Here is a 25,066-nt window from a genome sequence, read left to right as displayed (position 1 = left end):
GGAAGGTCCGTTACCTTCCCGCCGGGGAGCGCCGCTCGATCGACGGCGGGGCCCGTCTCGCCGGGGCGGCCGGACGCGGCCTGTCGTCCGCCACCGGGCCGGGCCACGCGGTCGCGGACGGACGGGTCCGTTCGCTCTGTTCCTGCAGGTAGGTGACGAGACTGGTACGCAGGTACCGTTCGGCGGCGTCGGCCGCCTCCCGTGCGCAGCGCTTTCCCATCAGCACGCAGAGGGTGTATCCCGAGTCCTCGAACGTGGTGCGGACCGTGCGATCCGTCGGGGCGGCGAGCATCACGCGTTCCCAGGCCCGGTAGCGACGCAACTGCCGGGCGACTTCGGCTCTGGCGGGTAGCAGCATGGCGCCGTTCACCTTTCCGTGGCTCGATGGGGTACGTACTCCCGACGGCAGGGTGACGGTCGTGCGTACGGCGGCACGGACCCGTGACGGCGATCGAGGGTGTTCACACATGGTGCACGCCCGGTAACCCGGCGTCTTGTTGGTTTTTCAACCATGAAGAGCCGGTGTGCGGGCCGGGTGTGGACCGGACGCGGCTCGACGGCGAGATCCGGAGCGGGGCGCATCATGCGCGGCCGTCACCCCGGGCGCCTCGGCCGTGCGCTCGTGTTGCACGGATGGACCAACCGGGTCACGCTGATGGTGACTCAGAAGCGCCAACCGCTCACTTTTCGTGTTCGGGGCTCGTCCCGCAGGGGCGAGGGGAATCGGGAGCTTCGCGGTGAGGAGCCAACGACGATGAAGACGACAGTGCCCTGCTACTACCACCTCGACGTGGAAGTGAGCCCGGAGCGGGTGGGGCAGGTCAGCCGCATTCTGGCCGCTCACCTCCGGCACTGGGACCTGGAGAACCTGATGGAGTCCGTCTGCCGCGGCACCGAGATGCTGCTGCACGCCATCGACGAGCACGCCACCGACAAGAACACGTCGATCGAGATGTGGTGGAACGGCCAGCACCTCATCACGGCCGTCGGGGACCACGACCGCGCACTGCGACCCGACCAGGAGCTGCGCGGCTGTCTGGAGCACATCGCGGCCAGCAGTGACGGGTGGGGCTGCTGTGCCGCCGAGACCGGCAGCAGGGTCATCTGGTTCTCGCGGCGGGCCCGGGCCGGCGAACGCGTCCCGCTGGTGCCGGCCGCGCCCGATCCGAGGGTCAGCGAGGGCCTGGACCTGCCCCGCGTGATCAGCGTCGCCCAGCTGACCAGGCTGGTGCGCACCCCGGCCGGCCTTCTGGAGGCGGCCCGGTGACCCGACGGAACAACCGGAAAGGGGCGCCCGCGTGGAGCGGGCGCCCCTACCCGCTGGGTGCGGTCCCCGACAGTGAGGGCACCAACTTCGCGTTGTTCAGCGAGGTCGCCGAACGCGTCGAACTCGTCCTGGTGGACGACGCCGGCCGGCACACGGGTGTCCCACTGACCGAGGTCGACGGGTCGGTGTGGCACGGCTACCTGCCCGGTGTCGGCCCCGGCCAGCGCTACGGCTACCGGGTGCACGGGCCGTGGGCACCGGCGGCCGGGCACCGCTGCAACCCGGCGAAGCTGCTGCTCGACCCGTACGCCACGGCCGTCGACGGGCAGATCGACAACCACCCCTCGCTCTACGAGCGCCGGCCCGACGGCCCCGACCGGGCCGACAGCGCCGGACACACCATGCTGGGCGTGGTGACCGATTCGGCGTTCGACTGGGGTGACGACAGCCGGCCCGGCCGGTCGTACGCCGACACGGTGATCTACGAGGCCCACGTCAAGGGCATGACCCGCGCCCACCCCGACGTCCCCGCCGAACTGCGCGGCACCTACGCCGGACTGGCGCACCCTGCGGTGGTGGACCACCTGACCTCGCTGGGGGTCACCGCGGTGGAGCTCATGCCGGTCCACCAGTTCGTTCAGGACGGCGTGCTGCAGAGCCGCGGCCTGGCCAACTACTGGGGCTACAACACCATCGGCTTCTTCGCCCCGCACAACGCCTACGCCGCTCACGGCACCCGCGGCCAACAGGTCACCGAGTTCAAGACGATGGTGCGGACCCTGCACGCGGCAGGGCTCGAGGTGATCCTGGACGTCGTCTACAACCACACCGCCGAGGGCAACGAGAAGGGCCCCACCCTCTCCTTCCGCGGCATCGACAACTCCTCGTACTACCGCCTGGTGGACGGTGACTGGTCGCATTACTACGACACCACCGGCACCGGCAACAGCCTGCTGATGCGCCACCCCTACGTACTTCAGCTGATCATGGACTCGCTGCGGTACTGGGTCACCGAGATGCACGTCGACGGCTTCCGCTTCGACCTCGCGGCCACGCTGGCCCGGCAGTTCCACGAGGTGGACCGGCTGTCGGCGTTCTTCGACCTCATCCAGCAGGACCCCGTGATCAGCCGCGTCAAGCTGATCGCCGAACCCTGGGACCTCGGTGAGGGCGGCTACCAGGTGGGCAACTTCCCGCAACTGTGGTCGGAGTGGAACGGCAAGTACCGGGACGCCGTGCGGGACTTCTGGCGCGCCGAGCCGCACACGCTCGGCGAGTTCGCCTCCCGGCTCACCGGCTCCTCCGACCTGTACGCGCACAACAGGCGGCGGCCCCGCGCCAGCGTCAACTTCGTCACCGCGCACGACGGTTTCACCCTGCGCGACCTCGTCTCGTACAACGACAAGCACAACACGGCCAACGGAGAGGGCAACCAGGACGGCGAGAGCCACAACCGGTCCTGGAACAGCGGCGCCGAGGGCGACACCGACGATCCGTCCGTACTCGAACTCCGGGCCCGGCGCCAGCGCAACTTCCTCGCCACCCTGTTTCTTTCGCAGGGCATCCCGATGCTCTCGCACGGCGACGAAGTGGGGCGCAGCCAGCGCGGCAACAACAACGCCTACTGCCAGGACAACGAGATCTCCTGGATAGACTGGCGGCCGACCGGCGAGCAGCGGGCCCTGCTGGACTTCACCCGGCGGGTCATCGCCCTGCGGACCGCCCACCCCGTGCTGCGGCGGCGCCACTTCTTCCGCGGCGAGAGCACGCGCCGCGCGGGCCGGCACCTGCCCGACCTGGCGTGGCTGCTGCCGAACGCCGAGGAGATGACCGACGACGACTGGCAGCGCTCCGACGCCCACAGCGTCGGCGTCTTCCTCAACGGCGACGCCATCGCCGAACCCGATCCGCGCGGCCGGCGCCTGGTCGACGACTCCTTCCTGCTGCTGCTCAACAGCCACTGGGAACCGGTGGACTTCCGCCTCCCGGCGGCCGCCTACGGCGAACGCTGGACGGCGCTGATCGACACCACCGACCCGGACGGCGTCCCCGACGAGTCGGAGCACAAGGCGGGCACCCGGCTGACCGTCGGACCACGCAGCCTGGTGCTGCTGTCCAGGCCCTCACTCACCGCGGAATGAGGCACGGACGGGCCTGCCGGGCGCACCGCCCGGCGGGCCCGGATCAGCGGCCGTGGCGCGAGGTCACCGTGAACTGGGCGCCCTCGTTGTCGCGCAGCACGGCCTCGTCGTCCCGCAGGGCCAGCACACTGCCGCCGTGCTGCTCGGCGGCACGGACGCACGCGGCCACGTCCGCCACGGTGAAGTGGACCTGCCAGCGCGGCCGGATCGCGGGATCGGGGGCCGACCCCAGCGCCCCCGACTCGATGCAGGCGACCACATGCCCGTCACTGCGCAGCACCACCTCGTCGCCCTCGTAGACGACCTCGGTGTGTCCGGCCCCCGCCGCACCCCAGTCGAAGACCTCGCCGTAGAAGATCGCGGCGTCGAAGGCGTCACGGGTGTGCAGCCTGACGAAGGCGGGTTGCGACCGGCGCCAGCTGAGCCAGTGGGTGAACAGCTCGCCCTCCCAGACGCCGAAGGTCGCGCCGTCCCGGTCGGCCAGCAGCGCCGCGCGCCCCGGAGGCAGGGAGAGGGGACCGACCGCCAGGGTGCCACCTCGTTCCTGCACCCGCGACACCGCCTCGTCCGCGCTGCGCGCGGCGAAGTACGGGGTCCAGGCCACGGCCATCCGCCACATGTCGGCCACCCCGGCGAGGCCGGCCACCGGCACGCCGTCCATCAGGGCGATCCTGAACCGCTCGCCCAGCCGGGCAGGGCGCCACCGCCAGCCCAGCACGGCCGTGTAGAAATCCTCGGTCGTCCTGATGTCGCGACTGGTCAGGCTCACCCAGCAGGGTGTCCCGTACACGGAGTGGGTGGAGAAGACGTCCGTCGTACCGACGGTGGAGGGGGTGTCGTGGTTCATGGGCAGTCGCGTCCTGATCTCGTAGGCCTGGCAGCCGTCTGCAGGACTCCAGTGTCCGGCCTGTACCGCTCCGGGCGCCCGCCGAGTACCCCGGTGGGGGCGCCGAAACGGTGACCGGGACGTCTCCGCCCCGTCCGGGTGGCACCGGACGGGGCGAGTGACGACGATGGAGGGGCAGGACCCTGGGTGAAGGCACCCGAGCACTGGGTGAAGACACCACGAGAGCGGCACACCGGACCCGGAGGTGACCATGCCCACGGACGGGGACGCGGACGCGGAGCGGATCCTCCGGCTGGAGGAAGAGGTACAGCAGCTGAAGGAGGCGGTCGTCTCGCACGCGGTGGTGGACCAGGCGATCGGTGTGATCGTCGCGATCGGGCGGGTGTCACCCGATCAGGGGTGGACGGTGCTGAAGGAGGTCTCCCAGCACACCAACGTCAAACTCCGCGACGTGGCCGGGACGATCGTCGGCTGGGGAAGCACCGGCGTGCTGCCGCCGGAGACGGGCGCTGAGCTGGAGAAGGTCCTGGACCGGATCAGCCGGCCTCCGTCCGCAGCTCCTCACGTACCTGGGCGAAACAGCTGCTGAGCAGCCGGGACACATGCATCTGCGAGATGCCGAGCAGCTCGGCGATGCTGCTCTGCGTCATGCCCCGGAAGAACCGCAGATAGAGGATGAGCCGCTCGCGCTCCGGAAGCGCCTCGAGACAGGGCCGGACCGCCACCCGGTCGACGACGGTGTCGTAGGCGGGGTCCGGGCCGCCGAGCGAGTCCCCGAGCGCGTAGCCGTCCGTACCGGGCATCTCCGCCTCCAGCGACAGCGCGGAGAAACATTCGAGAGCCTCCGTGCCGGTGCGCACCTCGTCCTCGGTCAGCTGCGCGTACGCGGCGATCTCGGCGGTCGTCGGGGCCCGGCCGGGAGTGGTCTGGGCCAGTTCCTTCACGGCGTGCCGCACCCGGTTGCGCAGGTCCTGGACCCGGCGGGGGACGTGCAGGGTCCACATGTGGTCCCGGAAGTGACGCTTGATCTCGCCGGTGACGGTCGGTACGGCGTACGCCTCGAAAGCGTTGCCGCGCGCCGGATCGTAGTGGTCGACCGCCTTGACCAGGCCCAGAGCCGCCACCTGGTACAGATCCTCCAGAGCCTCACCGCGCCCCCGGAAGCGGACGGCGATCCGCTCGGCCATGGGCAGCCAGGAACGGACGAGCCCGTCCCGCAGCGCCTTACGCTCGGGGCCCTCGGGCAGCCGGGCGAGGCGGAGGAAGTCCTCGGCGGTGTCGGGTGCGTCGTGGTGGGGATGCGGCTTCGTGGTGCTGCCGGCGATACGCATGAGGCGCACCTCCCTGAGCAGGTGCCGGGTGGACGGGCACCGTGGGAGCGCGGGCTCGGACCGCACGGAGGTGACCCCGGGGGCGGCGAGCCGGTTCCCACGGTCGTGCCTCCGGTCCGAAGCACTGGCCCTTTCCTTCCCCCGCGCCGGGCCGGTGAAACTGCTTCCCGAATTTCCGGGGCGGCCATGCGCGAAAAAACGAGGGAATACAGGGGAAACGCACGCTGCGACATCGCGGAAATTCATTGTGTGAAGTTCCGGAATACCCGGGGAGCCGGTCGGCGGCCGGGACGCGGGCGGGTTCGCGTCGTACGCCGGTGGCGCGGCCCGCCTCCGGGCCGGCCGATGTGATCGATGTGATCGCGCCCCCGAACGTGATGTGCGGCACGCCGTGCTCCGGGCCGGACGACCGGTCCGGCGGATCGTTCCAGCGCAGCGCTTGATCAACGATCAACGGGGATGAACCACTGACCACAGCGCATTCCGCGCATTTGACAGTGCCGGGAGCCCACGGATAGGAAACAGCGACGGAAGTGGAAAGGTGAACCGTGTACGAGCCGAACGTGGTCGGGGACTGGCAGGAGTACGACGAGCATGCCGGTCTGCGGGTACGCGTCCACCGTCTGGAATCGGGTGAACCGCCCCGGGGACGGGACGACGCCGCCCAAGGGCTGACGTACTTCAGCGTCCGGGTGACCGTCGAGAACCGCGGTGAGCGGAAATTCGGGATTCATCTCGAGGACGGTCAGGTCGACGTACGGACAGGGCCGGACGGGGAGAGCGCGTTCATCGACTGGCGCAACTCACAGTTCATCGAGGGATTCGACGTCTATCCGCTGCGCCGTGCCACCGCCGTGCTCTACGCGGCAGCCCCTGAGGCGTCGCTGAGCCATGTCGACGTCCAGATCCAGCTCCGGGCCGACGAGGAGTGGACCGGCCGCCGCCTGTGGTCGGGGGGCATCGCCGTGCACGACGGGACGGCCGGGGCCCCGGGGGGCGGGGCCAGGGAGGGTCTCGCGCACCAGCTGAGCGCGTTCCTCCGGGGCCAGGCGGAGGAGGGGACCGCCTGATCCGCCGTCAGTGGGCGATCCCGTCGATGATCTCGCGGGCGCCCTGACGCAGCAGGGCCACGGCGACGGAGGTGCCGAGCGTTGCCGGATCCAGTCGGCCCGCCCACTCGTGGGCGTTCAGCCGCACCTTGCCGTCCGGTGTGAAGACGCAGGCCCGCAGGGACAGTTCGCCGCTCCGGTCGACTCGTGCGTACCCGGCGATCGGGCTGTTGCAGTGCCCCTGCAGCACATGCAGGAACATGCGCTCGGCGGTGGCCTCCCGATGGGTGTCCGGGTGGCCGAGGGCGCTGACCGCGTCGATGAGACCGGTGTCGCCCTCACGGCACTGCAGGGCGAGGATGCCCGCGCCGATGGGCGGCATCATCGTCTCGGGGGAGAGGACCTCGCTGATCACGTCACCCCGGCCGATGCGTTCCAGGCCGGAGACCGCGAGCAGCAGTGCGTCCGCCTCACCGGCGGCGAGTTTCGCCAGCCTCCGGTTGGCGTTGCCGCGGAACGGCACGCACCGGAGGTGCGGATGGGTGGCCGCCAGCTGTGCGACCCGGCGCACCGCGGAGGTGCCGACCCTGGCCCCGGCCGGGAGTTCGTCCAGAGTGAGCCCGCCCGGGTGCACGAGCGCGTCACGGATGTCGTCCCGCTTCAGGAACGCGGCGAAAACGGTGCCCGCCGGGAGCGGGCGGTCGGCGGGCACGTCCTTGACGCAGTGCACCGCGACATCCGCCTCCCCGGCCAGCAGCGCGGCGTCCACCTCCTTGGTGAACGCGCCCTTGCCCTCCACCTGCGACAGGTCGCCCAGCCACTTGTCCCCGGTGGTCCGCACGGGGACGACCTCGGTGCGCACACCGGGCAGGGCGACCGCCAACTCCTCCTGGACACGACCTACCTGAGCGAGTGCCATGGGCGAGTCGCGGGAGACGATTCGAATCAGTTCGGGGACCGGCATGGCGACACGATAGACCCTTCTGCCCGAATCCCACTGCCGGACGGACCGGGTCGGGAGTCCGAACGGGGGATCCGTCCGGACTCCCGGTGACGGGCGGTCGGCCGGAAGCCGGTATCAGGCGTTCGGGTCGAACGGTATGCCCGACGGCTTCGCCGCGGCCAGATGGGAGGCGAAACTCCCGTCCTTGAGGCCGAAGTTCGCACTGCCGAAGTTGTGGGCGACGAGTTTGTCGCGCAGCCCGGCGGGATAGCCGTTCCAGCCGACCAGCGGCGGGAACTGCCAGCTGCCCTTGTGGTTCTCCGGCGGTTCGTCACCCGGACCGGCGAGCCGGAAGCAGTGCGTGCTGATGCCGTCCTTGTGGTACACGATCTTCGGGTGCGTCCCCTCGAAGCGGACCGCCGACCGGGCGTGGATCGAGAACGAGCCGTGGCGGGAGGTCGCGACGTACTGAGCGGTGTCGTTCTGCACCCACACCACGACATGCTCCCAGTCGTGGCGGTGGCCGCCGAGGCTGACACCCGGCAGTGCCTGGTCCTTCTCGAAGTACAGGGCGTAGACGATGGCGCACCAGCCGTTGTTGCACTTCGAGCGTGAGTAGCCGTTGGTGCTGTCCAGGTCCGGGGCGTCACGGCAGTTGCCGTTGAGGGCGCCGGTCGGGTTGAGCCCGGGGTTGACCGCTCCGTCCGGGCCGATCGCGGGTGTGGGGTAGCACCCGTCGGTGTCGTAGTCGTAGGCGGGCTGGAAGGTCTGGTCGAGGCTGTCCGCGTTCGCCGGCAGGGCCGGCGGCGGAGCGGCGAAGGCGGTGGCGGGGAAGGCGACGACGAGAGCGGCGGCACCGGCGAGACCGGTCAGCCATCTCCTGCGGTGCGTTCGGGACGAACTCGACGACACTGCGTCCTCCTCATGGTCCGGGCGCAGCCCAACGGCTCTGGGGGGCAAGGGCGTTCAGCATCCCGGCTGAGCACTTCCGTGCCAAGGGGCCACGGGCGTACCGATGGTGAAACGCTGCCCAACACTTGACGAGCCGTTACCGGATCACTCCCTGCCGTCCGGAATGTCGGAGGCCGCCTTCTCGGGCGTGAGGTCAGGACGGGGTGCGCGGCCTGACGGTCTCGGCCCGTGCCGCCCGGTTCCGTTCGCGTCGATCCCGGCGCGAACGGCGCAGTTCGGCGCCCCTCCGCATCCTCACTGTCCGGTGAGGTCGTGTGGCAGTCCGTCAGAGGCCTTCAGAGGCCGCCGGAGGAGGAACCGTGCCCCGGTCCGCTCGTTCATCCCTGCTGCTCGCGGGCCTGCCGGCCGTCACGGGCGCCATCCTCCCCCATGGTCTTGAGGGCATGGGCGGTGCCCCCATCGCGGCCCCGCGCCGGTTCGACCCCATCGTGCCGCGCTCCCTGCCCGGCTCGCCCCGGACCTGGACCTACGCGAGTGGCGCCGCGGAACTCGCGCCGGCCGCCGGAGTGGTACTGCCGCAGACCCGCAAGGCGGCCGCGCAGGCCACGCCGCCTTCTTCGTCGGAGTGTTCCCCGCCCCTGTGAAGGCGGCCGTCCATCGGAACCGCCGCCCCGCCCCGCAGCGGGTCGCGGCCCGGGGGCGGCTGCCCCTGCAGGCGCCCCTGGTGCTGTGGGCGCGCGGAGTCGCCAAGGGGGTGGCGGGCCGGCCGTGAGCGGGCGACCGCGGCGGCGGTGACGAGGTGGGCCGGCGGGCGGAGTCCACCGGCGGGGTGGGGCGGGGCGGTCAGAACTCCTCGTGCACTTCCGGGTCTCCGCCGATGCGCCGATGGGCCCGGTCGGCGATGGCCCGCATCTGGGCGGCGTCCAGTTCGAAGCCGAAGACGTCGAGGTTGGCGCGCTGCCGTCCGGGATCGGCCGACTTGGGCACGGGCAGTGCGCCGAGCTGGATGTGCCAGCGCAGCACCGCCTGGGCCGGTGTGACCCCGTGGGCCTCGGCCACCGAGGCCACGGTCAGGTCGTCCAGCACCTGTGAACCCCGGCCCAACGGGCTCCAGCTCTCGACGAGCACGCCCTTGTCCGCGTGGTAGGAGCGCAGCTCCTCCTGGGGGAAGAACGGGTGCAGCTCGACCTGGTTGACCGACGGCAGCACCCCGGTCTCCTGCTCCAGCCGTTCGATGTGGGCGGGTGTGAAGTTGGAGACCCCGATCGAGCGTACGAGCCCGTCCTCCCGCAGCTTGATCATGGCCTTCCAGGAGTCGACGTACCGGTCGACCCGGGGGAGCGGCCAGTGGATGAGGTACAGGTCGACGTACTCCAGCCCGAGACGCGCGCGGGACTCCTCGAAGGAGGTGAGGGTCTCCTCGTAGCCGTGGTGGCGGCCGGGGAGTTTCGTCGTCACGACGACCTCCTCGCGCGGGACGTCGGCGCGGGCCACGGCACGGCCGACACCGGTCTCGTTGCGGTAGTTCGTCGCCGTGTCGACGAGGCGGTAGCCCATCTCCAGGGCCGCCGTCACCGACTGCTCCGCCTGTGCGTCGTCCATCGGCCAGGTGCCCAGGCCGAGAGCGGGGATCGTCGTGCCGTCGTTGAGTGTGTGGTTCGGGATGCTGATCACGAGGGGACCCTCCCATGGACAGTGTCGTCACCCTCCAGCCTCACCGACAGAACGGCCGATGATCAACCCGACGGGCGGGCCGGACGACACGCACGTGTGTGAACCGGCAGGGATCCGCACGGATCGACCCGGAACGACGGAGAGGGCACACATGACGACGGGCGTGAGCGGTGCGGGCGGGGCGGGTGGAGGAGGCGCGGAGAGCGGGACGGGCGGAGGGGAGGACGCAGAGAAGGCCGAGAAGAGCGTGGGGATCGGGGTGCGTCCGGTCGCCGGGCACATCGGTGCCGAGATCACCGGCGTCGACCTCGCCGACGAGCCAGGCGACGCCGTGATCGCCGCCGTCCGGGCGGCGGTGCTGCGCTGGAAGGTGGTGTTCTTCCGCGGACAGCGCCTGGACCACGCCGGACATGTGGCGCTGGCGCGGCGGTTCGGTGAGCCGGTCGTCCTGCCCCGGCGCGGGAGGGCCTCGCCGCCCGGCTTCCCCGAGGTCGAGACGACCGCCGACCGGCTGGAACTCGGCGGACGGTTCGGCATGGAGCACGACGAATGGCTGCGGCGCCGCCGCCACACCCTGCTGCGCGGCTGGCACTGCGACCACGGCGCCCGCGTCGATCCGCCCGCCGCGACGATCCTGCGCGCGGAGACCGTACCGCCCTACGGAGGCGACACCACCTGGTCGAATCTGGCCGCCGCCTACGCCGGACTGTCCGCGCCGGTACGGGAGTTCGCCGACCGGCTGCGCGCCGAGCACCGGCTGGGGGTCGGCTACCAGCCCCGGCCCGGCGACGACGCGTATCTGCGGCACCTGCTGGTCCGTCAGACCGCTTCCGAGCACCCCGTGGTGCGGGTCCATCCGGAGACGGGGGAGCGGGTGCTGTTCGTCAACGGCTACTACGTCGAGCAGATCACCGGCCTGTCCCGGCCGGAGAGCCACGCCGTCCTGGAGATGCTGCTGGAGCAGGCGACCCGGCCCGAGTACACGGTGCGCTTCCGGTGGGAGCCGGGCAGCGTGGCGTTCTGGGACAACCGTGCCACCATCCACCTGGCTCCGAACGACACCGCCCACCTGGGCCACCCGCGGATCATGCACCGGGTGATGCTGACAGGTGACGTGCCGGTGGGTGTCGACGGCCGCCCCTCGGAGCCGATCACCGGAACCGCCCCGGGACGCTGGTGACCGGCCGATCAGCCGACCGCCCCTACTCGAACCGTGAGGTGTCGCCCGCGCCCCGCCGTACGATCTCCGCCTCCCCGCCCGAGAAGTCGATCACCGTGGTCGGCTCGGTGCCGCAGTCCTCGGAGTCGAGCACCGCGTCCACCTGGTGGTCGAGCCGGTCCTTGATCTCCCAGCCCTGGGTCATCGGCTCGTCCTCACCGGGCAGCAACAGGGTGCTGGACAGCAGGGGCTCGCCGAGTTCCGCCAGCAGCGCCTGGGTGACGACGTGATCGGGGATGCGCACGCCGACGGTCTTCTTCTTCGGATGCTGCAGCATGCGCGGCACCTCCTTCGTCGCGGGCAGGATGAAGGTGTAGCTGCCCGGTGTGGACGCCTTGACCGCGCGGAACACGTCGTTGTCGATCCGTACGAACTGGCCGAGCTGCGCGAAATCCCGGCACACCAGAGTGAAGTGGTGGCGCTCGTCCAGCTTGCGGATGGTACGGATCCGGTCGATGCCCTCCCGGCTGCCCAGTCGGCAGCCGAGCGCGTAACAGGAGTCCGTGGGGTACGCGACCAGGGCGTCGGCGCGGATGCTGTCGGCGACCTGGGCGATAGTGCGCGGCTGGGGGTTGTCGGGGTGCACGTCGAAGTACTTGGCCATTCACCGAGCTTATGCCGCCCAAGGAGCAGGGCCGCACACCCCGGCCGGTGCCCGGCGTCCGGCCGGGCCCGGATGGACTGGAAGTTCCTCCTCGGCCTGGAGCCGGACGACCCGGGATTCGACTTCTCCGCCCTGAGTGACTTCCGGGCCCGGCTGATCAAGCACGGGCTGGAGGAAAAGGTCCTGGCCCCGGTCCTGGAGCGGATCTCCGCGCTGGGACTGCTGCGCGCCGCACTGGAGGCCCTGGCGGCGGCCGCCCCGCGATGGCTGTCACCAGGTTCGTTCCTGCCGCGGGAGCGCGGCCGGAACGGGGGACCGGTCGCGCTCCCGCGTGTCCTTCCCGCCAGGACCCGCCGCCGGCCCGCCTCATGACGGCCGTGGCGGCCGCGGACGGCTCCGCCGTTCTCGCACCGGCCCGCGCGCCGCGCGTGTGCGCCGCTGCTCCGAGTCGCCGCTCTCCGTGATGCACGGCAGCATGGCCCTCGTACGTACGCCACCGGCGGGACGCGCGCGATGCGCGTGACCAGGCCGTCCGGCGACGGGAGGTCCCGCGAGCGGGCCCCGGGAACCGGGGAGCCCGCGAGCCCGGGACACCGGAGGACCACATCACCCGGACCGGCCTCGACGACCGGCCCACGGCCACACGCCACCGTGCTCCGGCCCGCCCCCAGCCATGAGCAGCCGAAGGAGTCCACGAACATGACGGACGTTTCGAGCCGAGGTCCTGCCCCGGGCGACGGCCGCAAGGTACTCACCAACCGGCAGGGCCATCCGGTCCACGACAACCAGAACCAACGCACGGTCGGCGCCCGCGGGCCCGCCACGCTGGAGAACTACCAGTTCCTGGAGAAGATCAGCCACTTCGACCGGGAGCGCATCCCCGAACGCGTCGTGCACGCCCGGGGGGTGACCGCGTACGGCTACTTCGAGGCCTACGGAACCTGGGGCGACGAACCGGTCGGCCGTTACACCCGGGCCCTGCTGTTCCAGGAGCGCGGCAAGCGCACGGACGTGGCCGTCCGGTTCTCCACCGTCATCGGCGGACGCGACTCCTCCGAGACCGCCCGCGACCCGCGCGGCTTCGCCGTGAAGTTCTACACCGAGGACGGCAACTGGGACCTCGTCGGCAACAACCTCGGGGTCTTCTTCATCCGGGACGCGATCAAGTTCCCGGACGTCATCCACGCCCTCAAGCCCGACCCCGTCACCTTCGAGCAGCAGCCGCGGCGCATCTTCGACTTCATGTCGCAGACGCCCGAGTGCATGCACATGCTGGTCAACCTGTTCAGTCCGCGCGGCATCCCCGCGGACTACCGTCACATGCAGGGCTTCGGCGTGAACACCTACAAATGGGTGAACACCGAGGGTGAGACCAAGCTCGTCAAGTACCACTGGATGCCCAAGGCGGGCGTCCGCTCCATGACCGAGGAGGACGCCGCGAACGTCCAGGCGGGCTCCCTCGGCCACGCGACCAAGGACCTCTACGAGGCGGTGGGGCGCGGCGACCACCCGGAGTGGGAACTGCTCGTCCAGATGATGGACGACCACGACCACCCGGAACTGGACTTCGACCCGCTCGACGACACCAAGACCTGGCCCGAGCAGGACTTCCCGCCGAAGCCGGTCGGCCGGATGGTGCTCGACCGGATGCCGGAGAACTACTTCGCCGAGAACGAGCAGATCTCCTTCGGCACGGGTGTCCTCGTCGACGGCCTGGACTTCTCCGACGACAAGATGCTCGTCGGCCGGACCTTCTCCTACAGCGACACCCAGCGCCACCGGGTCGGCCCGAACTACCTCCAGCTCCCCGTCAACCAGGCCAAGGCCGCCGAGGTGAACACCAACCAACGCGACGGCCAGATGGCCTACCTCGTGGACCAGGCGGGAGAGCACCCCGAGGTCAACTACGAACCGTCGCTCATCGGCGGCCTGCGCGAGGCCAAGGAGCCGTCGCACGACGAGCAGGGCCCGGAGATCCGGGGCTACCTCACCCGCAAGCGCATCCCCCGCACCAACGACTACCTCCAGGCGGGCCAGCGCTACATGCTCATGGAGGACTGGGAGCGCGACGACCTGGTGAAGAACTTCACCGACCTGCTCTCCCAGTGCGACCGGCCGGTGCAGGAGCGCATGGTGTGGCACTTCCTGCTGGTCGAGAACGACCTCGGCCGCCGGGTCGGTGACGGACTCGGTATCGCTCCGGGGGACGTCGCCGGTCTGGGACCCCTCGCGGACCAGGACCTCACCGACGAGGACCGCAAGCGGCTGGCCAACCTGGGCGACAACCCGTCGCGTGACGTGCGGGGACTGACGATGACCCACTGCGTCCCCGACGAACGGCACGTGGTGAACCGCTGAACAGGTCACCGGCCCCGGGCCGGCCCCACCAGGGGGCCGGCCCGGGGGCGAGTGCCGTGCGTCCCTTCGCACGCCCGGCACTCGCCCCCGACGTGTCACGACTCGTCGCGCAGGACGGTGAAAACGCGCCGCCCGCCGATCGAACGGACCGGTTCCCGGGGACCAATCGAGTCATGACAAGCGCATCGTTCCAACGCACCCTCACCCTGCCCGCCTCCGTGTGCGACCAGGCCGCACAGCACCTGGAGCAGGCCGCCAAGCGGACCGTCGACGGGGCCGGGATCCCGTTGAAGGCGTTCCGCACGGCCGCCGACAGCGACTACACACTCCCGGTCTCCGTGGTGGAACAGGCCGCGTCCTGCCTGCTCGTCCTGGCCACCGAGACCGCCCAGACGGTACGGCCGTCGGCGCTGCGCGCCACCATCAGCGTCGCCCTGAGCCTGCGCGACGCCGCCCAGGCGGTCCGCCGGCCCGCGCTCACGAACCGGTTCTGGTGAGACACCGCCCTGCCGTCACCGGAGCAGGTGCCGCCGAATGGCCCGTCACCGCGGGGGAACCCGGCGACCCGCACACCACGGACCCCACCGAGAGCATCCCGAGACCCCCGACACCCACCAGGAGAAGGCCATGAGTCTGCTGCGCGCCGTCGGCCGCCCGATGCTGGCATCGATGTTCGTCGCGGGCGGTCTGGAATCCGTTCGCCACCCCCAGGACGTCGTCCCGGTCGCCGAGCCCGTCGTCCGGCCCGTCACCGAACGCGTCGCCGTGCTCCCGGACCGCACCGAGCAGACCGTACGGCTCAACGGCGCCGTACAGGTCGTGGCCGGGCTGCTGCTGGCCACCGGACGCCTCCCCCGCACCGCGGCGCTCGCACTCGCGGTCACGCTCGTGCCCACGACGCTCGCCGGACACCGCTTCTGGGAGGAGGACGACGCCTCCCGGCGTGTCCAGCAGCGCATCCACTTCCTCAAGAACCTGGCCATGCTCGGCGGCCTGCTGATCACCGCCGACGACACCGGGGCCGCCCCCTCGATGCTGTGGCGCGGCCGTCGCACGGCTCGCGAACTGCGTCGCGACGCCCACCTGGTACGGCACGCCGCCCGGGCGGGAGCCCGCCCCGCCGCGGCGGCCGCCCGCGTCCGGGCCAAACTGCCCGGCTGACCCGGGGCCCGTCGGTGAGGGGACCGACCGGGGGCCGAATCGCGTTAGCCCCCCGGAGCCCGGGGAACCCAGGGGCGGGTGGACCCGGCCGGGTGCCACCACGATCCGGAGGTGAAGAACATGGGACACGGAGGCAACGTCATCGACGAACTGATGACCGATCACCGGGAGGTCGAGGAGCTCTTCGGCAAGATCGAGGCCCTGCCCCCCGGCCACAAGGACCGCAAGGTGTACGCGGACCAGGCGACGATCGAGCTCGTCCGGCATTCGGTGGCGGAGGAGGCATATCTCTACCCGGCCGTGCGCGAGCACGTGGAGAACGGGAACACCCTGGCCGACAGGGAACTCGCGGACCACGCCAAGGCCGAACAGGTCATGAAGGACTTGGAGGGCCGCGACGCGGGGGAGGCCGAGTTCGACCGGCTCGTCGGCATGCTGATGGGCGAGATCCGCGAGCACATCGCCGACGAGGAGCAGAACCTGTTCCCCGAGCTGCGCGCGTCCTGCTCCCCGGGACAGCTCGACCAGCTCGGTGACAAGGTCCGGCAGGCCAAGAAGACGGCCCCGACCCGGCCGCACCCTGCGGCCCCGGACAAGCCCCCGGCCAACAAGCTGCTGGCACCGGGCGTCGGCCTGGTCGACCGGCTCCGCGACGCGCTGAGCGGTCGCGGCAAGCTCGACTGACGCCGTCACGCCGTCACGCCGTCACGCCGTCACGCCGTCACGCCGTCACGCCGACGGTCCGACACGCCCGCTGCCCGGGCCGGGTGGTCCGGGCAGCGGGCGTGGACGGGCCCGGCGTCAGGCGGTGAGCGTGTGGTCCGGAGGGAGACGGTCGAGCAAACGGGAGCGGTGCAGTTCGGCCACGGGCGCCAGCAGATCGGGGTGGCGCAGCAGCGCCGCTGCCTTCTGGTCGCTCTCGTCGGGTGCGAGCAGCCGCCGGAACTCGGCCGGCGCACCGGTGGTGTGGGTTCCCCCGGCGAGCGCGGTCACGGCGCGGGAGGCCATGTCCGGGTCGGCGAGCAGACAGGCCGCCCAGCTGGTCACGACCTCGTCCACCCAGGTGCGCCAGGCGGCTGCGCCGTCCGGGTCGGCGCCGGCGCCGGTGACCCCGTCGAGCCGTGCCGAACCGCCCGGGCCCGCCAGGCCGACCAGGGCGGCGTCCATCGCCGTCGGATACCGGAGCCACGCGGCGACCGTCACCGCCTGCCGCGCCTGCACCTCGCACAGGGCGGAGGCGAGCGCTCCGCCGGAGGCGGGGAAGGAACGGGTCAGCCACTGCGTGGTCGCCGCGATGACCGGGGAGAGGTCTGCTGTCACTGCCGGGCCGTCCGAGCTGATGGGGTCAAGGACATCTGCCCGGAAACGGTAGCTTCCGGCACACCCGGCCGGATATGGCCCCGGTCTCCTCCGGTGCGTGGCCCCGGCCACACCGGCCGGGGCCACGCACCGGAGGAGACCACGGACGTGCTCAGCCGCCCGGAGGTTCACCGCGGCCCTGGTGGAACGGTCACCCGCGCTGCCACAGGGCCGGGGCGTCGGCCGGTGCCCAGGCGCCCTGGGCCTGGTGGCTCTGCAGACACCGGTAGCGCACGCCGTCGCGGGTCACCACCGCCCCTGCCTCGTACACGCGGCCCTCGGTCCACTCCCGGGTGGCGCCGTCCTGCGGGGCGGGGGCCGGGGCCGGTGTCGTGGCCTGGGTGGTGGTGAGGACGAGGCCGAAGTCGCTGAGGATCGGGTTGACCGGCTGGTAGAACGTCGTGCCGCCGCTGGTGCAGTTCCCGGTGCCGCCGGAGGTGACGCCCTGCGCCTGGACGCCCGCGACGAACGGCCCGCCGGAGTCGCCCGGCTCGGCACACACCGTGGTCCGGGTCAGCCCGCCGACCGTGCCCTGGGGGTAGGTGACACTCGTGTCGTGCTGCTGGATCGTTCCGCAGTGCCATCCGCTGGTCGAGCCGGACCGGCACACCGCGGCACCGACGAGTGCCTGCACCGATCCGGCGACCTGCACCTCCTGACCGTCCTGCGCCTTGACGCCGGGCGTGGCCGTCCACTGGTCGTCGGTGGCCACCCACGCCATGTCCTTGCCGGGGAACGTCGAGGCCCGGAAGGTGCCCTGGGCGGTGCGGTCGTAGCCGGTCGTCACCGCGCCAGGCGCGCCGCAGTGGCCCGCGGTGACGAAGCCCTGCTGCTCGTCCCCGGTGACGGAGAATCCGACGGAGCAGCGGGCGGTGTCGTCGATGTAGAAGGCGTCGCCGCCGGTGATGTCCTGCATCAGGCGCGGCGACTCCGTCGTCGTGTGGATACCGACGTCCGACCCCTGGAGCCCCGCCGCCTCGACGAAGGCGGCGCCGGCCGCCCGGCTCCTCGCCCGCACCATGACGCGGTTGTTCGGCACGTCGACGTACCACACGGGCGTGTCCAGGGTCTGGACCCGGGCAGCCGTCGAGTCCAGCTTCTCCTTGGCCGCCACGAGGTCGGACAGCGTCCGCCGGACGACCGCGGCCGTCGCGCCCTGGGCCTCGATGGCGGGGACGTCCCCGGCGTCGACGGTCGCGACCGTGAGGTTCTCGGAGGCAGTGCCGTGCACCCAGGCACCGGCGAACCGCTCGCCCAGGGAGATGCGCAGCCGGCCCGCGCGGGTGCCCGCCTCCGCCTCGTTGGCCGGCCGTTCGGACGCCTGGGCCCCGGTCAGCCCCAGATCGCGCTGCAGGGCACGGAGCAGCTGCGCCGGCGGTTCGTCGGTGTCGGCACCCGGCGGCCGGGCGGCGACGGGCGCGGGTCCCGCCGTGGGCGGGAGCCCGGCCGCCGCGACGGAGGGGAGGCCGGCGAGGACGAGACCGCCGAGCGCGGCCAGGGCCGCTCGGCGCGCGGTCCGGGCATGTCTGAGGGCCATTCGGTACGTCTCCTTCGTTCGGGGGCCGACTGCCGCGAGCCCCGGGGTCTGTCCGGCGGTTTCCGCCGGGCCCGCTGCCGCGCCCCGCCACGCTGCCGGGGCCCGCTCGCGTACGTCCCGTACGAAAACGGCCCTCCGCCCGGCGACGCCTCCCCACTGACTGAAGGACGGGGGAGGTGCCCCGGAGCCGGATCCCGCGGTCCGGTCCGGCGCGAGACGCCGGACCGGACCTAGGTCTTGCCCGCGGCGCCCGATGCGATGTCGGGAGCGCGCCCATTTCGCGCTTTGGTGAGACGAACGCGCCATGTGCAGTACCAGGACGCGACGGCGGACGCCGGGCGTGGGCGGACGGGAAGCGCCGCCGGCAACCCGGCCGGCGGCGCCGACGGGACCGCCTCGGGTGAACAGGAAAAGCGCTCCGGCCGTTCACGGCTGAAAATGGGTCACAAGGCAGGGGAACCGATGGGCGCCCCTGGGTGACGCGCTTCGGAGGTCGACATGAACGACATGGCCGGCAGGGACCCAGACACGTCTCGTTCGTCGGATCTTCCGCAGCCCCTGCGGGCCATGGCGTCGGGGCTGCGGCAGGTGCCGGGCGCGGAACAGGTCGGGAAGGCGGCCGGCGGTGCGCTGGACGCGATCGGGGCGGTGTCCCCGCGCGGTCGCCGCATGGCCGTCTACGCCGGAGCCGGCGTGCTCGGTGTGGCCGGCCTCGTCGAGTGGCCGGTGGCGCTGACCGGCGCGGCCGTCGCCTGGCTCACCCAGCAGCGGCCGGCCCGGCCGCCGGAGACGGAGTCGCCGAACGGCACGGCACCGTCCGGTGAGGACGGGGCGCACCGCCCGGAAACCGGAACGGAACCGCAGCCCGCGCCCGGACCGCCCACCGACCAGGGCCCCGGCGACCGGCTGGCCCTCTCCCGCCACCGGCAGGAACCGGCGGAACCCCCTGTGCGCGAACAGCCCGCCAAGGTGGGCGACCCCGCGACGGCGTCCGCGCTCAAGCAGGTCGCCGAAGCCACCGCGCACCACGAACCGCACACCGACCGCCACCCGGGCCGGGACGGCGCACACGACCCGCAGACCGGCTGAGCCAGGACCACGGGACACCCTCAGATGCTCACACGCTTCGATGTCGCCCCCCTCGCCGGGACCGTGGCGGGGGCCGCCGCGGGCGCCGCCCGCAGCACCGCCCGGGGCATGACGTCCGTCCACGGCACGACGCGCCGCATCGGCAACGTCGCCCGCAACGCCCTGGGCGGCGGCCGGCACTGGCGGGCCGGACGCCGCGTCCACCTGGCGCTGCGCAATCCCGGCGGCGACGCCGGCCCGCTCGCCCGCAAAGTGGCCACCGAACTCCTCGACCACCCCGACGTGCTGACGGCGTACTGGGACGAGGGGCTGACCCGCCTCGTCGTGACGGCGGCGCAGGACGCGGCCGGCGACCGGGTGACCGAGCGGGCCGTCGCGCTCGCCGCCCGCCTCGGGCTGAGCGAGGACGCCGATCCGGAGGCGGACGAGACCCGGCACCCCGGCGACCCCCGCGAGGTACGGGTCAACGCCGCCGCGCTGCTGCTGGACGCCGCCGGTGCGGCCGGGGCCCTCGCCGGACGCTCGTTGGGCCTGCCACGGAGCCCGAGAACGGTCACCGCCGCCGTCACGCTGATGCGCGAGAACCCCCGCTTCCGCGCCCTGCTGCGGCAGCGGCTCGGCTGGAACGGCATGGAACTCGTCCTCGCCGCCGCCAACGCCGCCGCCCACGGAGCCGGACAGTCCCCGATGTCCCTGGTCCTCGACGGGCTGCTGCGGACCGGCCAGCTGACCGAGGCGGTGGCCCGGGCCGCGGCCTTCGAGGCGCTGCACGACGACCTCTGCACCGAGGAACGCGCGGGCCTCCCCGGCCTTACCGGCGGCCGCCCACCGCTGCGGGTCACCCCCGCCCAGGCCTACGCGGCCAACGCCGGCACCGGCAGCCTGGCCGGCGCGGCCGCCGCCCTCCTCGTCACGCACGCGGCACAGGAGGCGGCCGAAGCCCTCCTCGCCGGATCGCCCAAGGCGGCACGCTACGGCCCGGCCGCCTTCCAGGCGGCCCTCGGCACCTTCCTCGCCCGGTCCGGGATGCTCGTACGCAGTGGGGAGCGGCTGCGGCAGCTGGAGATCGCCGACTCCCTCGTCCTGCACGCCGACGTCCTGCGCAGCCGCCCGCCGGACACCCCGGACGCCGTCAGCGGGACCGCCGCGTTCGACGATCCGGTCGACCCGTTCGCCGAAGCCGTCCTCGACGCGGCCCGCCGGGCCGGGCTGTACGTCGTGATCACGGGCGGTTCCGACCTGAGGGACATCACCCGGCTCGCGGACGAGGCGGCCCCGGCGGACATGCCGCTCGGTGACGTCGTACGGGCGCTGCAGAACGACGGGCACATCGTGGTGGGCGTCGCCCGGGTGGCCGAACGCGGTGGCGGCGAGGTGGCGGACGGGCTGTCCGCCGCCGACGTGGCCGTCGCCCTCACCGACGCGCGGTCGGCGATCGCCTGGGGAGCCGACCTGATCGTCCCGGGGGGAACGGCCGATGTGTGGCGGCTGCTGACGGCCATTCCGGCGGTCCGCCGGGTCGGCCGCCGCTCACAGGTCCTGGCCCGTGCGGGCGCCGCCCTGTCGGGGCTCATGGTGGCCCGCGGCGGAAAACCCGGCGGCCGCGCCTGGCAGCGGCTCACCCGGCACGCCCCGGTGAACTTCGCCGCGGCCGGCGCCCTGCTCTCCGGCTGGGCCGAGGCCGTCGGCGTGGCCCGCGCCACGCCGCCCGAACCACGGCTGCACGTGCCCTGGCACGCGCTGGAGCCGCACGAGGCGCGCGACCGGCTGAGCAGCCCCGCGACCGACGCCGGACCCCGCGGTCCCGCCCTGCTCGCCGACCGGTCCCGCCGACGGGCGGCCCGGCTCGCCCGCACCCCCGTGGCGGCCCCGGCCCGCTGGGCCTGGCAGGCGGCCGGTGCCGTCCGCCGGGAACTCGACGACCCCCTCACGCCCGTCCTGGCCACCGGGGCGGTCGCCTCCGCCCTGCTCGGCTCGCTCGTCGACGCGCTGCTCGTCGTCGGCGCCATGGACCTCAACGCCGTGACGGGCGGACTCCAGCGGCTGCGCGCGGAACAGGCGCTCGCCCGGCTGGCCGCCCGCCAGCAGCCCACGGCACGCCGGCGGGACACCCGCGGGCGCACGGTCACCGTCGACGCGGTCCGGCTGCGGCCCGGAGACCGGATCAGCCTCGCCGCCGGCGATGTCGTACCGGCCGACGCGCGACTGCTGGAGGTGGACGGGCTGGAGGTCGACGAGTCGGCGCTCACCGGCGAGTCCCTGCCCGTGGCCAAGGACGTCGACGCCACTCCCGGCGCGCCGGTGAGCGGGCGGACCTGCATGGTCTTCGAGGGCACCATCGTCGTGGCCGGCCGGTCCGTCGGGCTGGTGGTGGACACCGGCGACCGTACCGAGGCGGGCCGCGCCGTCGCGCTCGCCGCCCGCACCCCGCCGCCCGCCGGCGTCCAGGCGAGGCTGCAGGAACTGACCCGCAAGACGCTGCCGGTGACCCTCACCGGCGGCGCACTGGTGACCGGGCTGTCGCTGCTGCGCGGCAGCCCACTGCGGCAGGCCGTCAGCGGCGGGGTCGCGGTGGCCGTCGCCGCCGTCCCCGAAGGACTGCCGCTCGTCGCGACCGTCGCCCAGATGGCGGCGGCCCGCCGCCTGTCCCGGCGCGGCGTCCTGGTGCGCACGCCCCGCACCCTGGAGGCGCTCGGCCGGGTCGACACCGTCTGCTTCGACAAGACCGGCACCCTCACCGAGAACCGGCTGCGCCTGGTCCGGGTCGCCACCGCCGACGGCACCGTCCTCGCCCCGGACGCCGAGTCCGCCGTGCCGGTGGTCCGGCTGGCCGCCCGCGCCTGCCCGCAGGTGGAGACGGGCCAGGGACGCCGGGTCGCGCACGCCACCGACGAGGCGGTCCTCGACGCCGCACCGCCCGACGAGCACTGGGTGCCCAGCGGTGAGCTCGCCTTCGAGGCCAGCCGGGGATACGCCGCGGCCGTCGGCCGGGACAACGGCGGCACCCACCCGGACGCCGGTGACCTCCTCGTGGTCAAGGGCGCCCCCGAGACGGTCCTCCCGGCCTGCCGCGACCTGCCCGACGACACGACCGGAACGGCCCACACCCTCGCGGGACAGGGGCTGCGCGTCCTCGCCGTCGCCCGGCGGCCGTGCCGGGGCCCGGACGCCACCGCCGGACTCGAGGCCGACCTCGCGGACCTGGAGTTCGTCGGGCTGATCGCCCTGGCGGACGTCCCGCGCGACACCTCGCAGGCCCTCCTCACCCAGCTGCGCCGCTCCGGCATCCTGCCCGTCATGCTCACCGGCGACCACCCGGAGACCGCCCGCGCGATCGCCCTGCAACTGGGCTGGCCGGAGGCGACCGAGGTGGTCACCGGCGACGAACTGGTCGCCATGGGCCGCCGCGACCGGGTCCGCGCCCTGCACGGAGCCGGAGTCGTCGCCAGGGTCGCGCCCGAGCAGAAACTCCATGTGGTGGAGGCACTGCAACAGGCGGGCCGGGTGGTGGCCATGGCCGGCGACGGCGCCAACGACGCCGCGGCGATCCGCGCCGCCGACGTGGGCGTCGGCATCGAGGCGCGCGGCTCGGCCGCCGCCCGCAACGCCGCCGACCTCGTCCTGACCACCGGCGACCTGTCGGTCCTGGTCGACGCGGTCCACGAGGGCCGCGCGCTGTGGCGCAGCGTCGCCGACGCGGTGAGCATCCTCATCGGCGGCAACGCGGGCGAGGTCGGCTTCAGCGTGCTGGGCACCCTGCTCGCCGGCTCCTCACCGCTGTCGACCCGTCAGCTGCTGCTGGTCAACCTGCTCACGGACATGTTCCCGGCGATGGCGGTGGCGGTGACCCCGAGCGACGATCCGTCGACGGCGGCCCACGCCGAAACCGGCCCGATGGGCCTCGACGTCCTCGGCGCCCCCCTGCTGCGCGCCATCCGGCGCCGGGGCGTGACCACCTGCCTCGGCGCGGTCACCGCGTACCTGATCGGCCGCCTCACCCCCGGCAGCAACCGCCGCTCCACCACCATGGCCCTGTGCGGCGTGGTCGGCGCCCAACTCGTGCAGACCCTCTCCGGCCGCCGGCACAGCCCCCTGGTGTGGACGACGGCCCTGGGCTCCGCCGCGGTGCTCGCCGCCCTCGTCCAGACGCCCGACGTCAGCCACTTCTTCGGCTGCACCCCGCTGGGCCCGGTGGCCCTGACGGGCGTGACGCTGGCCATCGCCCTCTCGGCGCTCGCACCGCGCCTGGAACGCCTGGAGGCGGTCCGGCGCCTGTACGAGCTGCTCTCCCGCCTCGCCCTGCGCCTGGGGGCCGACGCCCGGCAGGCCCGGCACCTGCTGCGCAGCGGCGTCGCGCGGCCGGTGGTGGCGTAGAGGCCCGGTCCAGCGGGAAGCGGGCCGCCGGCGGGACGGCGGCGGCCCGAGCGGAACTCTCCGGGTGCGCTCAGACTGGAAGGGCAGGGCGGCCCCGGGCTCCTTCGGGAGATCCGCCGACGCAGTCGGGCGCGGGCCGCGCCCGGGACGGTCCGGCGCATGGGCCGTTTTCGGGCCGGTCCGACCCCGGGGCGGGGCCGTTCGGCCCATGCGCCGGACCGCCCCGGTGACGGATCCTGGAGAGGAGGCGCCGCGGCCCCGACGGACCGGCCGGTCCGGCATACCGGCGCGGCACGTCGTGGCCTGCGGCACCCGCGCGAGGAGGTGACGTCCCATGGCGCGGACGCGTGGTGCGCGGCCACGCACAGTGTGGTGGTGGCGCTGGCGCAAGAACCCGTTGAGGCGTCGCAGCGATCTGATCGAGGCCTGGCTGCTGCTCGCCACTCTCGTCCTCGCCCTCCTGGCCGGGACGTTCACCGGCCTGGCGGTGGCGGGGGCGGTGGACGGGTCCCTCGCGGAGCACCGCGCCCAGGCCCGTACCGCACCGGCCACCCTGGTCGGGGACGCGGCACGGGCGCTGCCCGCGCCGGTGGCCGGGGACGGTGGCGGCAGCGGTCGCGTGTGGGCCAAGGTCCGGTGGACCGCCCCCGACGGCACCGTCCGCACGGGCCGGGCGGAGGTCGACTCCGGGAGCAAGGCCGGCAGGGTGGTCACCGTGTGGACGGACGGGGAGGGGCGCCTGGTCTCCGAACCGCCCGGTGGAGTGGACGCCCGGTTCCAGATCGTCGTGGCGGGCCTCACGGTCGCGGCCGCGAGCGGGGGACTGGTCCTGCTCGGCGGACGGCTCGTCCAGGGGCGGCTCCAGCGGGGGCGCGCGGCGGCCTGGGAGGCCGAGTGGCGGCTGGTCGAGCCGACCTGGCGAAAGCGCATGACGGGCTGACGGAGGCACGGCCGGAGCGGGACCCGCAGGGATCGTATGCGGCATTCGCGACCTGCTGAATTGCAAAAATTAGCAATTGCCTACATCATTGAATGGTATGCCCGTCGTCGCGGCCCCCTGAGCGCGTCGTACGACGGAGCGCCGTAGAGCCCCGAACCCAAGGGGCGCCTGGTGCGTGCGACGCCTTGCGATCGCACGCTCCCCCAAGCTCTGGGCTTCGCTCGAGCAGGGGGGACCCCATGACGCCGCGAGCTGATCGGA

Annotated in this window: 22 protein-coding genes and 1 pseudogene; 14 read left to right on the top strand and 9 right to left on the bottom strand. The window is 73.0% G+C overall.

The genetic code is table 11. The features are described from left to right. Positions 1–10: 10 nt before the first annotated feature. Positions 11–358 (bottom strand): DUF5133 domain-containing protein, encoded by a 348-nt coding sequence (locus ACTWJ9_RS32190; RefSeq protein ID WP_279337635.1) that lies wholly within the window; start codon positions 356–358, stop codon positions 11–13. 396 nt (positions 359–754) lie between these two features. Here ACTWJ9_RS32190 and ACTWJ9_RS32185 point away from each other — a divergent pair, with 396 nt between their 5' ends. Next, a complete protein-coding gene (locus ACTWJ9_RS32185; protein WP_279337637.1) occupies positions 755–1,267 on the top strand; it encodes a pep a2 in 513 nt (170 codons plus the stop codon). Next, a complete protein-coding gene (gene glgX / locus ACTWJ9_RS32180; RefSeq protein WP_279337639.1) occupies positions 1,264–3,408 on the top strand; it encodes a glycogen debranching protein GlgX in 2,145 nt (714 codons plus the stop codon). Before ACTWJ9_RS32185 ends, glgX begins: the two co-directional genes overlap by 4 nt. 43 nt (positions 3,409–3,451) lie before the next feature. On the opposite strand, the gene ACTWJ9_RS32175 is transcribed toward glgX, so the two are convergent. Then, positions 3,452–4,255: a VOC family protein gene (locus ACTWJ9_RS32175; RefSeq protein ID WP_279337640.1), complete on the bottom strand. Its 804-nt coding sequence runs from the start codon at positions 4,253–4,255 to the stop codon at positions 3,452–3,454. A 244-nt stretch (positions 4,256–4,499) separates the two neighbouring features. Here ACTWJ9_RS32175 and ACTWJ9_RS32170 point away from each other — a divergent pair, with 244 nt between their 5' ends. Further along, on the top strand, positions 4,500–4,844 hold the full coding sequence (locus ACTWJ9_RS32170; RefSeq protein ID WP_279337641.1) for an ANTAR domain-containing protein: 345 nt from the start codon (positions 4,500–4,502) through the stop codon (positions 4,842–4,844). Here the strand turns inward: ACTWJ9_RS32170 and ACTWJ9_RS32165 are convergent. Then, positions 4,792–5,586, bottom strand: coding sequence for an RNA polymerase sigma factor SigF (locus ACTWJ9_RS32165; protein WP_279337643.1), 795 nt, complete (start codon positions 5,584–5,586; stop codon positions 4,792–4,794). The two genes, ACTWJ9_RS32170 and ACTWJ9_RS32165, sit on opposite strands and share 53 nt — an antisense overlap. Before the next feature lie 548 nt (positions 5,587–6,134). Here ACTWJ9_RS32165 and ACTWJ9_RS32160 point away from each other — a divergent pair. Next, positions 6,135–6,656 carry a hypothetical protein gene (locus tag ACTWJ9_RS32160; RefSeq protein ID WP_387040426.1) on the top strand — a complete coding sequence of 174 codons (522 nt, stop codon included), beginning with the start codon at positions 6,135–6,137 and terminating at the stop codon, positions 6,654–6,656. 7 nt (positions 6,657–6,663) lie between these two features. Here the strand turns inward: ACTWJ9_RS32160 and hemC are convergent, their stop codons facing one another. Both hemC and ACTWJ9_RS32150 read right to left on the bottom strand, forming a co-directional pair. Then, complete coding sequence (gene hemC, locus ACTWJ9_RS32155; protein WP_279337645.1) at positions 6,664–7,599, bottom strand: hydroxymethylbilane synthase; 936 nt, start codon at positions 7,597–7,599, stop codon at positions 6,664–6,666. A gap of 114 nt (positions 7,600–7,713) precedes the next feature. Further along, positions 7,714–8,490, bottom strand: coding sequence for an NPP1 family protein (locus ACTWJ9_RS32150; protein ID WP_279337646.1), 777 nt, complete (start codon positions 8,488–8,490; stop codon positions 7,714–7,716). A 359-nt stretch (positions 8,491–8,849) separates the two neighbouring features. On the opposite strand from ACTWJ9_RS32150, the pseudogene ACTWJ9_RS32145 reads away from it, so the two are divergent. Then, positions 8,850–9,262: pseudogene (locus ACTWJ9_RS32145) on the top strand (DoxX family protein). A gap of 71 nt (positions 9,263–9,333) precedes the next feature. On the opposite strand, the gene ACTWJ9_RS32140 reads toward ACTWJ9_RS32145, so the two are convergent. Further along, positions 9,334–10,164: an aldo/keto reductase gene (locus ACTWJ9_RS32140; protein WP_279337647.1), complete on the bottom strand. Its 831-nt coding sequence runs from the start codon at positions 10,162–10,164 to the stop codon at positions 9,334–9,336. A gap of 151 nt (positions 10,165–10,315) precedes the next feature. Here ACTWJ9_RS32140 and ACTWJ9_RS32135 point away from each other — a divergent pair, with 151 nt between their 5' ends. Beyond that, positions 10,316–11,344 (top strand): TauD/TfdA dioxygenase family protein, encoded by a 1,029-nt coding sequence (locus ACTWJ9_RS32135; protein WP_279337648.1) that lies wholly within the window; start codon positions 10,316–10,318, stop codon positions 11,342–11,344. A 22-nt stretch (positions 11,345–11,366) separates the two neighbouring features. Here ACTWJ9_RS32135 and ACTWJ9_RS32130 read toward each other — a convergent pair whose 3' ends face one another. Then, a complete protein-coding gene (locus tag ACTWJ9_RS32130) occupies positions 11,367–11,987 on the bottom strand; it encodes an L-threonylcarbamoyladenylate synthase (RefSeq protein ID WP_443296088.1) in 621 nt (206 codons plus the stop codon). Between the two features lie 72 nt (positions 11,988–12,059). Between ACTWJ9_RS32130 and ACTWJ9_RS32125 the strand changes: the two genes are divergently transcribed. The 5 genes from ACTWJ9_RS32125 to ACTWJ9_RS32105 all read left to right on the top strand — a co-directional run bounded on the left by ACTWJ9_RS32125 (position 12,060) and on the right by ACTWJ9_RS32105 (position 16,190). Further along, a complete protein-coding gene (locus ACTWJ9_RS32125; protein WP_279337650.1) occupies positions 12,060–12,359 on the top strand; it encodes a transposase in 300 nt (99 codons plus the stop codon). A 327-nt stretch (positions 12,360–12,686) separates the two neighbouring features. After that, on the top strand, positions 12,687–14,345 hold the full coding sequence (locus ACTWJ9_RS32120; protein ID WP_279337651.1) for a catalase: 1,659 nt from the start codon (positions 12,687–12,689) through the stop codon (positions 14,343–14,345). A gap of 173 nt (positions 14,346–14,518) precedes the next feature. Then, complete coding sequence (locus ACTWJ9_RS32115; protein WP_279337652.1) at positions 14,519–14,842, top strand: hypothetical protein; 324 nt, start codon at positions 14,519–14,521, stop codon at positions 14,840–14,842. Between the two features lie 130 nt (positions 14,843–14,972). After that, positions 14,973–15,506 carry a DoxX family protein gene (locus ACTWJ9_RS32110; RefSeq protein ID WP_279337653.1) on the top strand — a complete coding sequence of 178 codons (534 nt, stop codon included), beginning with the start codon at positions 14,973–14,975 and terminating at the stop codon, positions 15,504–15,506. A gap of 120 nt (positions 15,507–15,626) precedes the next feature. Continuing rightward, on the top strand, positions 15,627–16,190 hold the full coding sequence (locus ACTWJ9_RS32105; RefSeq protein ID WP_279337654.1) for a hemerythrin domain-containing protein: 564 nt from the start codon (positions 15,627–15,629) through the stop codon (positions 16,188–16,190). A gap of 117 nt (positions 16,191–16,307) precedes the next feature. On the opposite strand, the gene ACTWJ9_RS32100 is transcribed toward ACTWJ9_RS32105, so the two are convergent. Continuing rightward, positions 16,308–16,826 carry a hypothetical protein gene (locus ACTWJ9_RS32100; RefSeq protein WP_279337655.1) on the bottom strand — a complete coding sequence of 173 codons (519 nt, stop codon included), beginning with the start codon at positions 16,824–16,826 and terminating at the stop codon, positions 16,308–16,310. A 190-nt stretch (positions 16,827–17,016) separates the two neighbouring features. Next, complete coding sequence (locus ACTWJ9_RS32095) at positions 17,017–18,402, bottom strand: alpha-lytic protease prodomain-containing protein (RefSeq protein WP_279337656.1); 1,386 nt, start codon at positions 18,400–18,402, stop codon at positions 17,017–17,019. Between the two features lie 498 nt (positions 18,403–18,900). Here ACTWJ9_RS32095 and ACTWJ9_RS32090 point away from each other — a divergent pair, with 498 nt between their 5' ends. From ACTWJ9_RS32090 to ACTWJ9_RS32080, 3 genes are all read left to right on the top strand, one after another. Continuing rightward, positions 18,901–19,491: a hypothetical protein gene (locus ACTWJ9_RS32090; RefSeq protein ID WP_443296087.1), complete on the top strand. Its 591-nt coding sequence runs from the start codon at positions 18,901–18,903 to the stop codon at positions 19,489–19,491. Positions 19,492–19,515: 24 nt separating this feature from the next. Further along, positions 19,516–23,865, top strand: a complete 4,350-nt coding sequence (locus ACTWJ9_RS32085) for a cation-translocating P-type ATPase (protein WP_443296085.1) — start codon at positions 19,516–19,518, stop codon at positions 23,863–23,865. 334 nt (positions 23,866–24,199) lie between these two features. Then, a complete protein-coding gene (locus ACTWJ9_RS32080; protein ID WP_387041895.1) occupies positions 24,200–24,805 on the top strand; it encodes an Rv1733c family protein in 606 nt (201 codons plus the stop codon). Positions 24,806–25,066 lie beyond the last annotated feature (261 nt).

Origin of the sequence: Streptomyces sp. GDS52 (assembly GCF_052246875.1) — a bacterium.
Classification (GTDB): Bacteria; Actinomycetota; Actinomycetes; order Streptomycetales; family Streptomycetaceae; genus Streptomyces; species Streptomyces cathayae.
Note: the sequence above shows the minus strand (reverse complement) of the source record. Positions and strands in the feature narration are given on the sequence as shown.

Coding starts and splice junctions, on each gene's coding strand:
- ACTWJ9_RS32115 (WP_279337652.1), top strand. CDS start 14,519: ATGACAAGCGCATCGTTCCAACGCACCCTCACCCTGCCCGCCTCCGTG.
- ACTWJ9_RS32105 (WP_279337654.1), top strand. CDS start 15,627: ATGGGACACGGAGGCAACGTCATCGACGAACTGATGACCGATCACCGG.
- ACTWJ9_RS32125 (WP_279337650.1), top strand. CDS start 12,060: ATGGACTGGAAGTTCCTCCTCGGCCTGGAGCCGGACGACCCGGGATTC.
- ACTWJ9_RS32090 (WP_443296087.1), top strand. CDS start 18,901: ATGAACGACATGGCCGGCAGGGACCCAGACACGTCTCGTTCGTCGGAT.
- ACTWJ9_RS32130 (WP_443296088.1), bottom strand. CDS start 11,987: ATGGCCAAGTACTTCGACGTGCACCCCGACAACCCCCAGCCGCGCACT.
- ACTWJ9_RS32085 (WP_443296085.1), top strand. CDS start 19,516: ATGCTCACACGCTTCGATGTCGCCCCCCTCGCCGGGACCGTGGCGGGG.
- ACTWJ9_RS32110 (WP_279337653.1), top strand. CDS start 14,973: ATGAGTCTGCTGCGCGCCGTCGGCCGCCCGATGCTGGCATCGATGTTC.
- hemC (WP_279337645.1), bottom strand. CDS start 7,599: ATGCCGGTCCCCGAACTGATTCGAATCGTCTCCCGCGACTCGCCCATG.
- ACTWJ9_RS32135 (WP_279337648.1), top strand. CDS start 10,316: ATGACGACGGGCGTGAGCGGTGCGGGCGGGGCGGGTGGAGGAGGCGCG.
- ACTWJ9_RS32120 (WP_279337651.1), top strand. CDS start 12,687: ATGACGGACGTTTCGAGCCGAGGTCCTGCCCCGGGCGACGGCCGCAAG.
- ACTWJ9_RS32185 (WP_279337637.1), top strand. CDS start 755: ATGAAGACGACAGTGCCCTGCTACTACCACCTCGACGTGGAAGTGAGC.
- ACTWJ9_RS32080 (WP_387041895.1), top strand. CDS start 24,200: ATGGCGCGGACGCGTGGTGCGCGGCCACGCACAGTGTGGTGGTGGCGC.
- ACTWJ9_RS32165 (WP_279337643.1), bottom strand. CDS start 5,586: ATGCGTATCGCCGGCAGCACCACGAAGCCGCATCCCCACCACGACGCA.
- ACTWJ9_RS32175 (WP_279337640.1), bottom strand. CDS start 4,255: ATGAACCACGACACCCCCTCCACCGTCGGTACGACGGACGTCTTCTCC.
- ACTWJ9_RS32095 (WP_279337656.1), bottom strand. CDS start 18,402: ATGGCCCTCAGACATGCCCGGACCGCGCGCCGAGCGGCCCTGGCCGCG.
- ACTWJ9_RS32190 (WP_279337635.1), bottom strand. CDS start 358: ATGCTGCTACCCGCCAGAGCCGAAGTCGCCCGGCAGTTGCGTCGCTAC.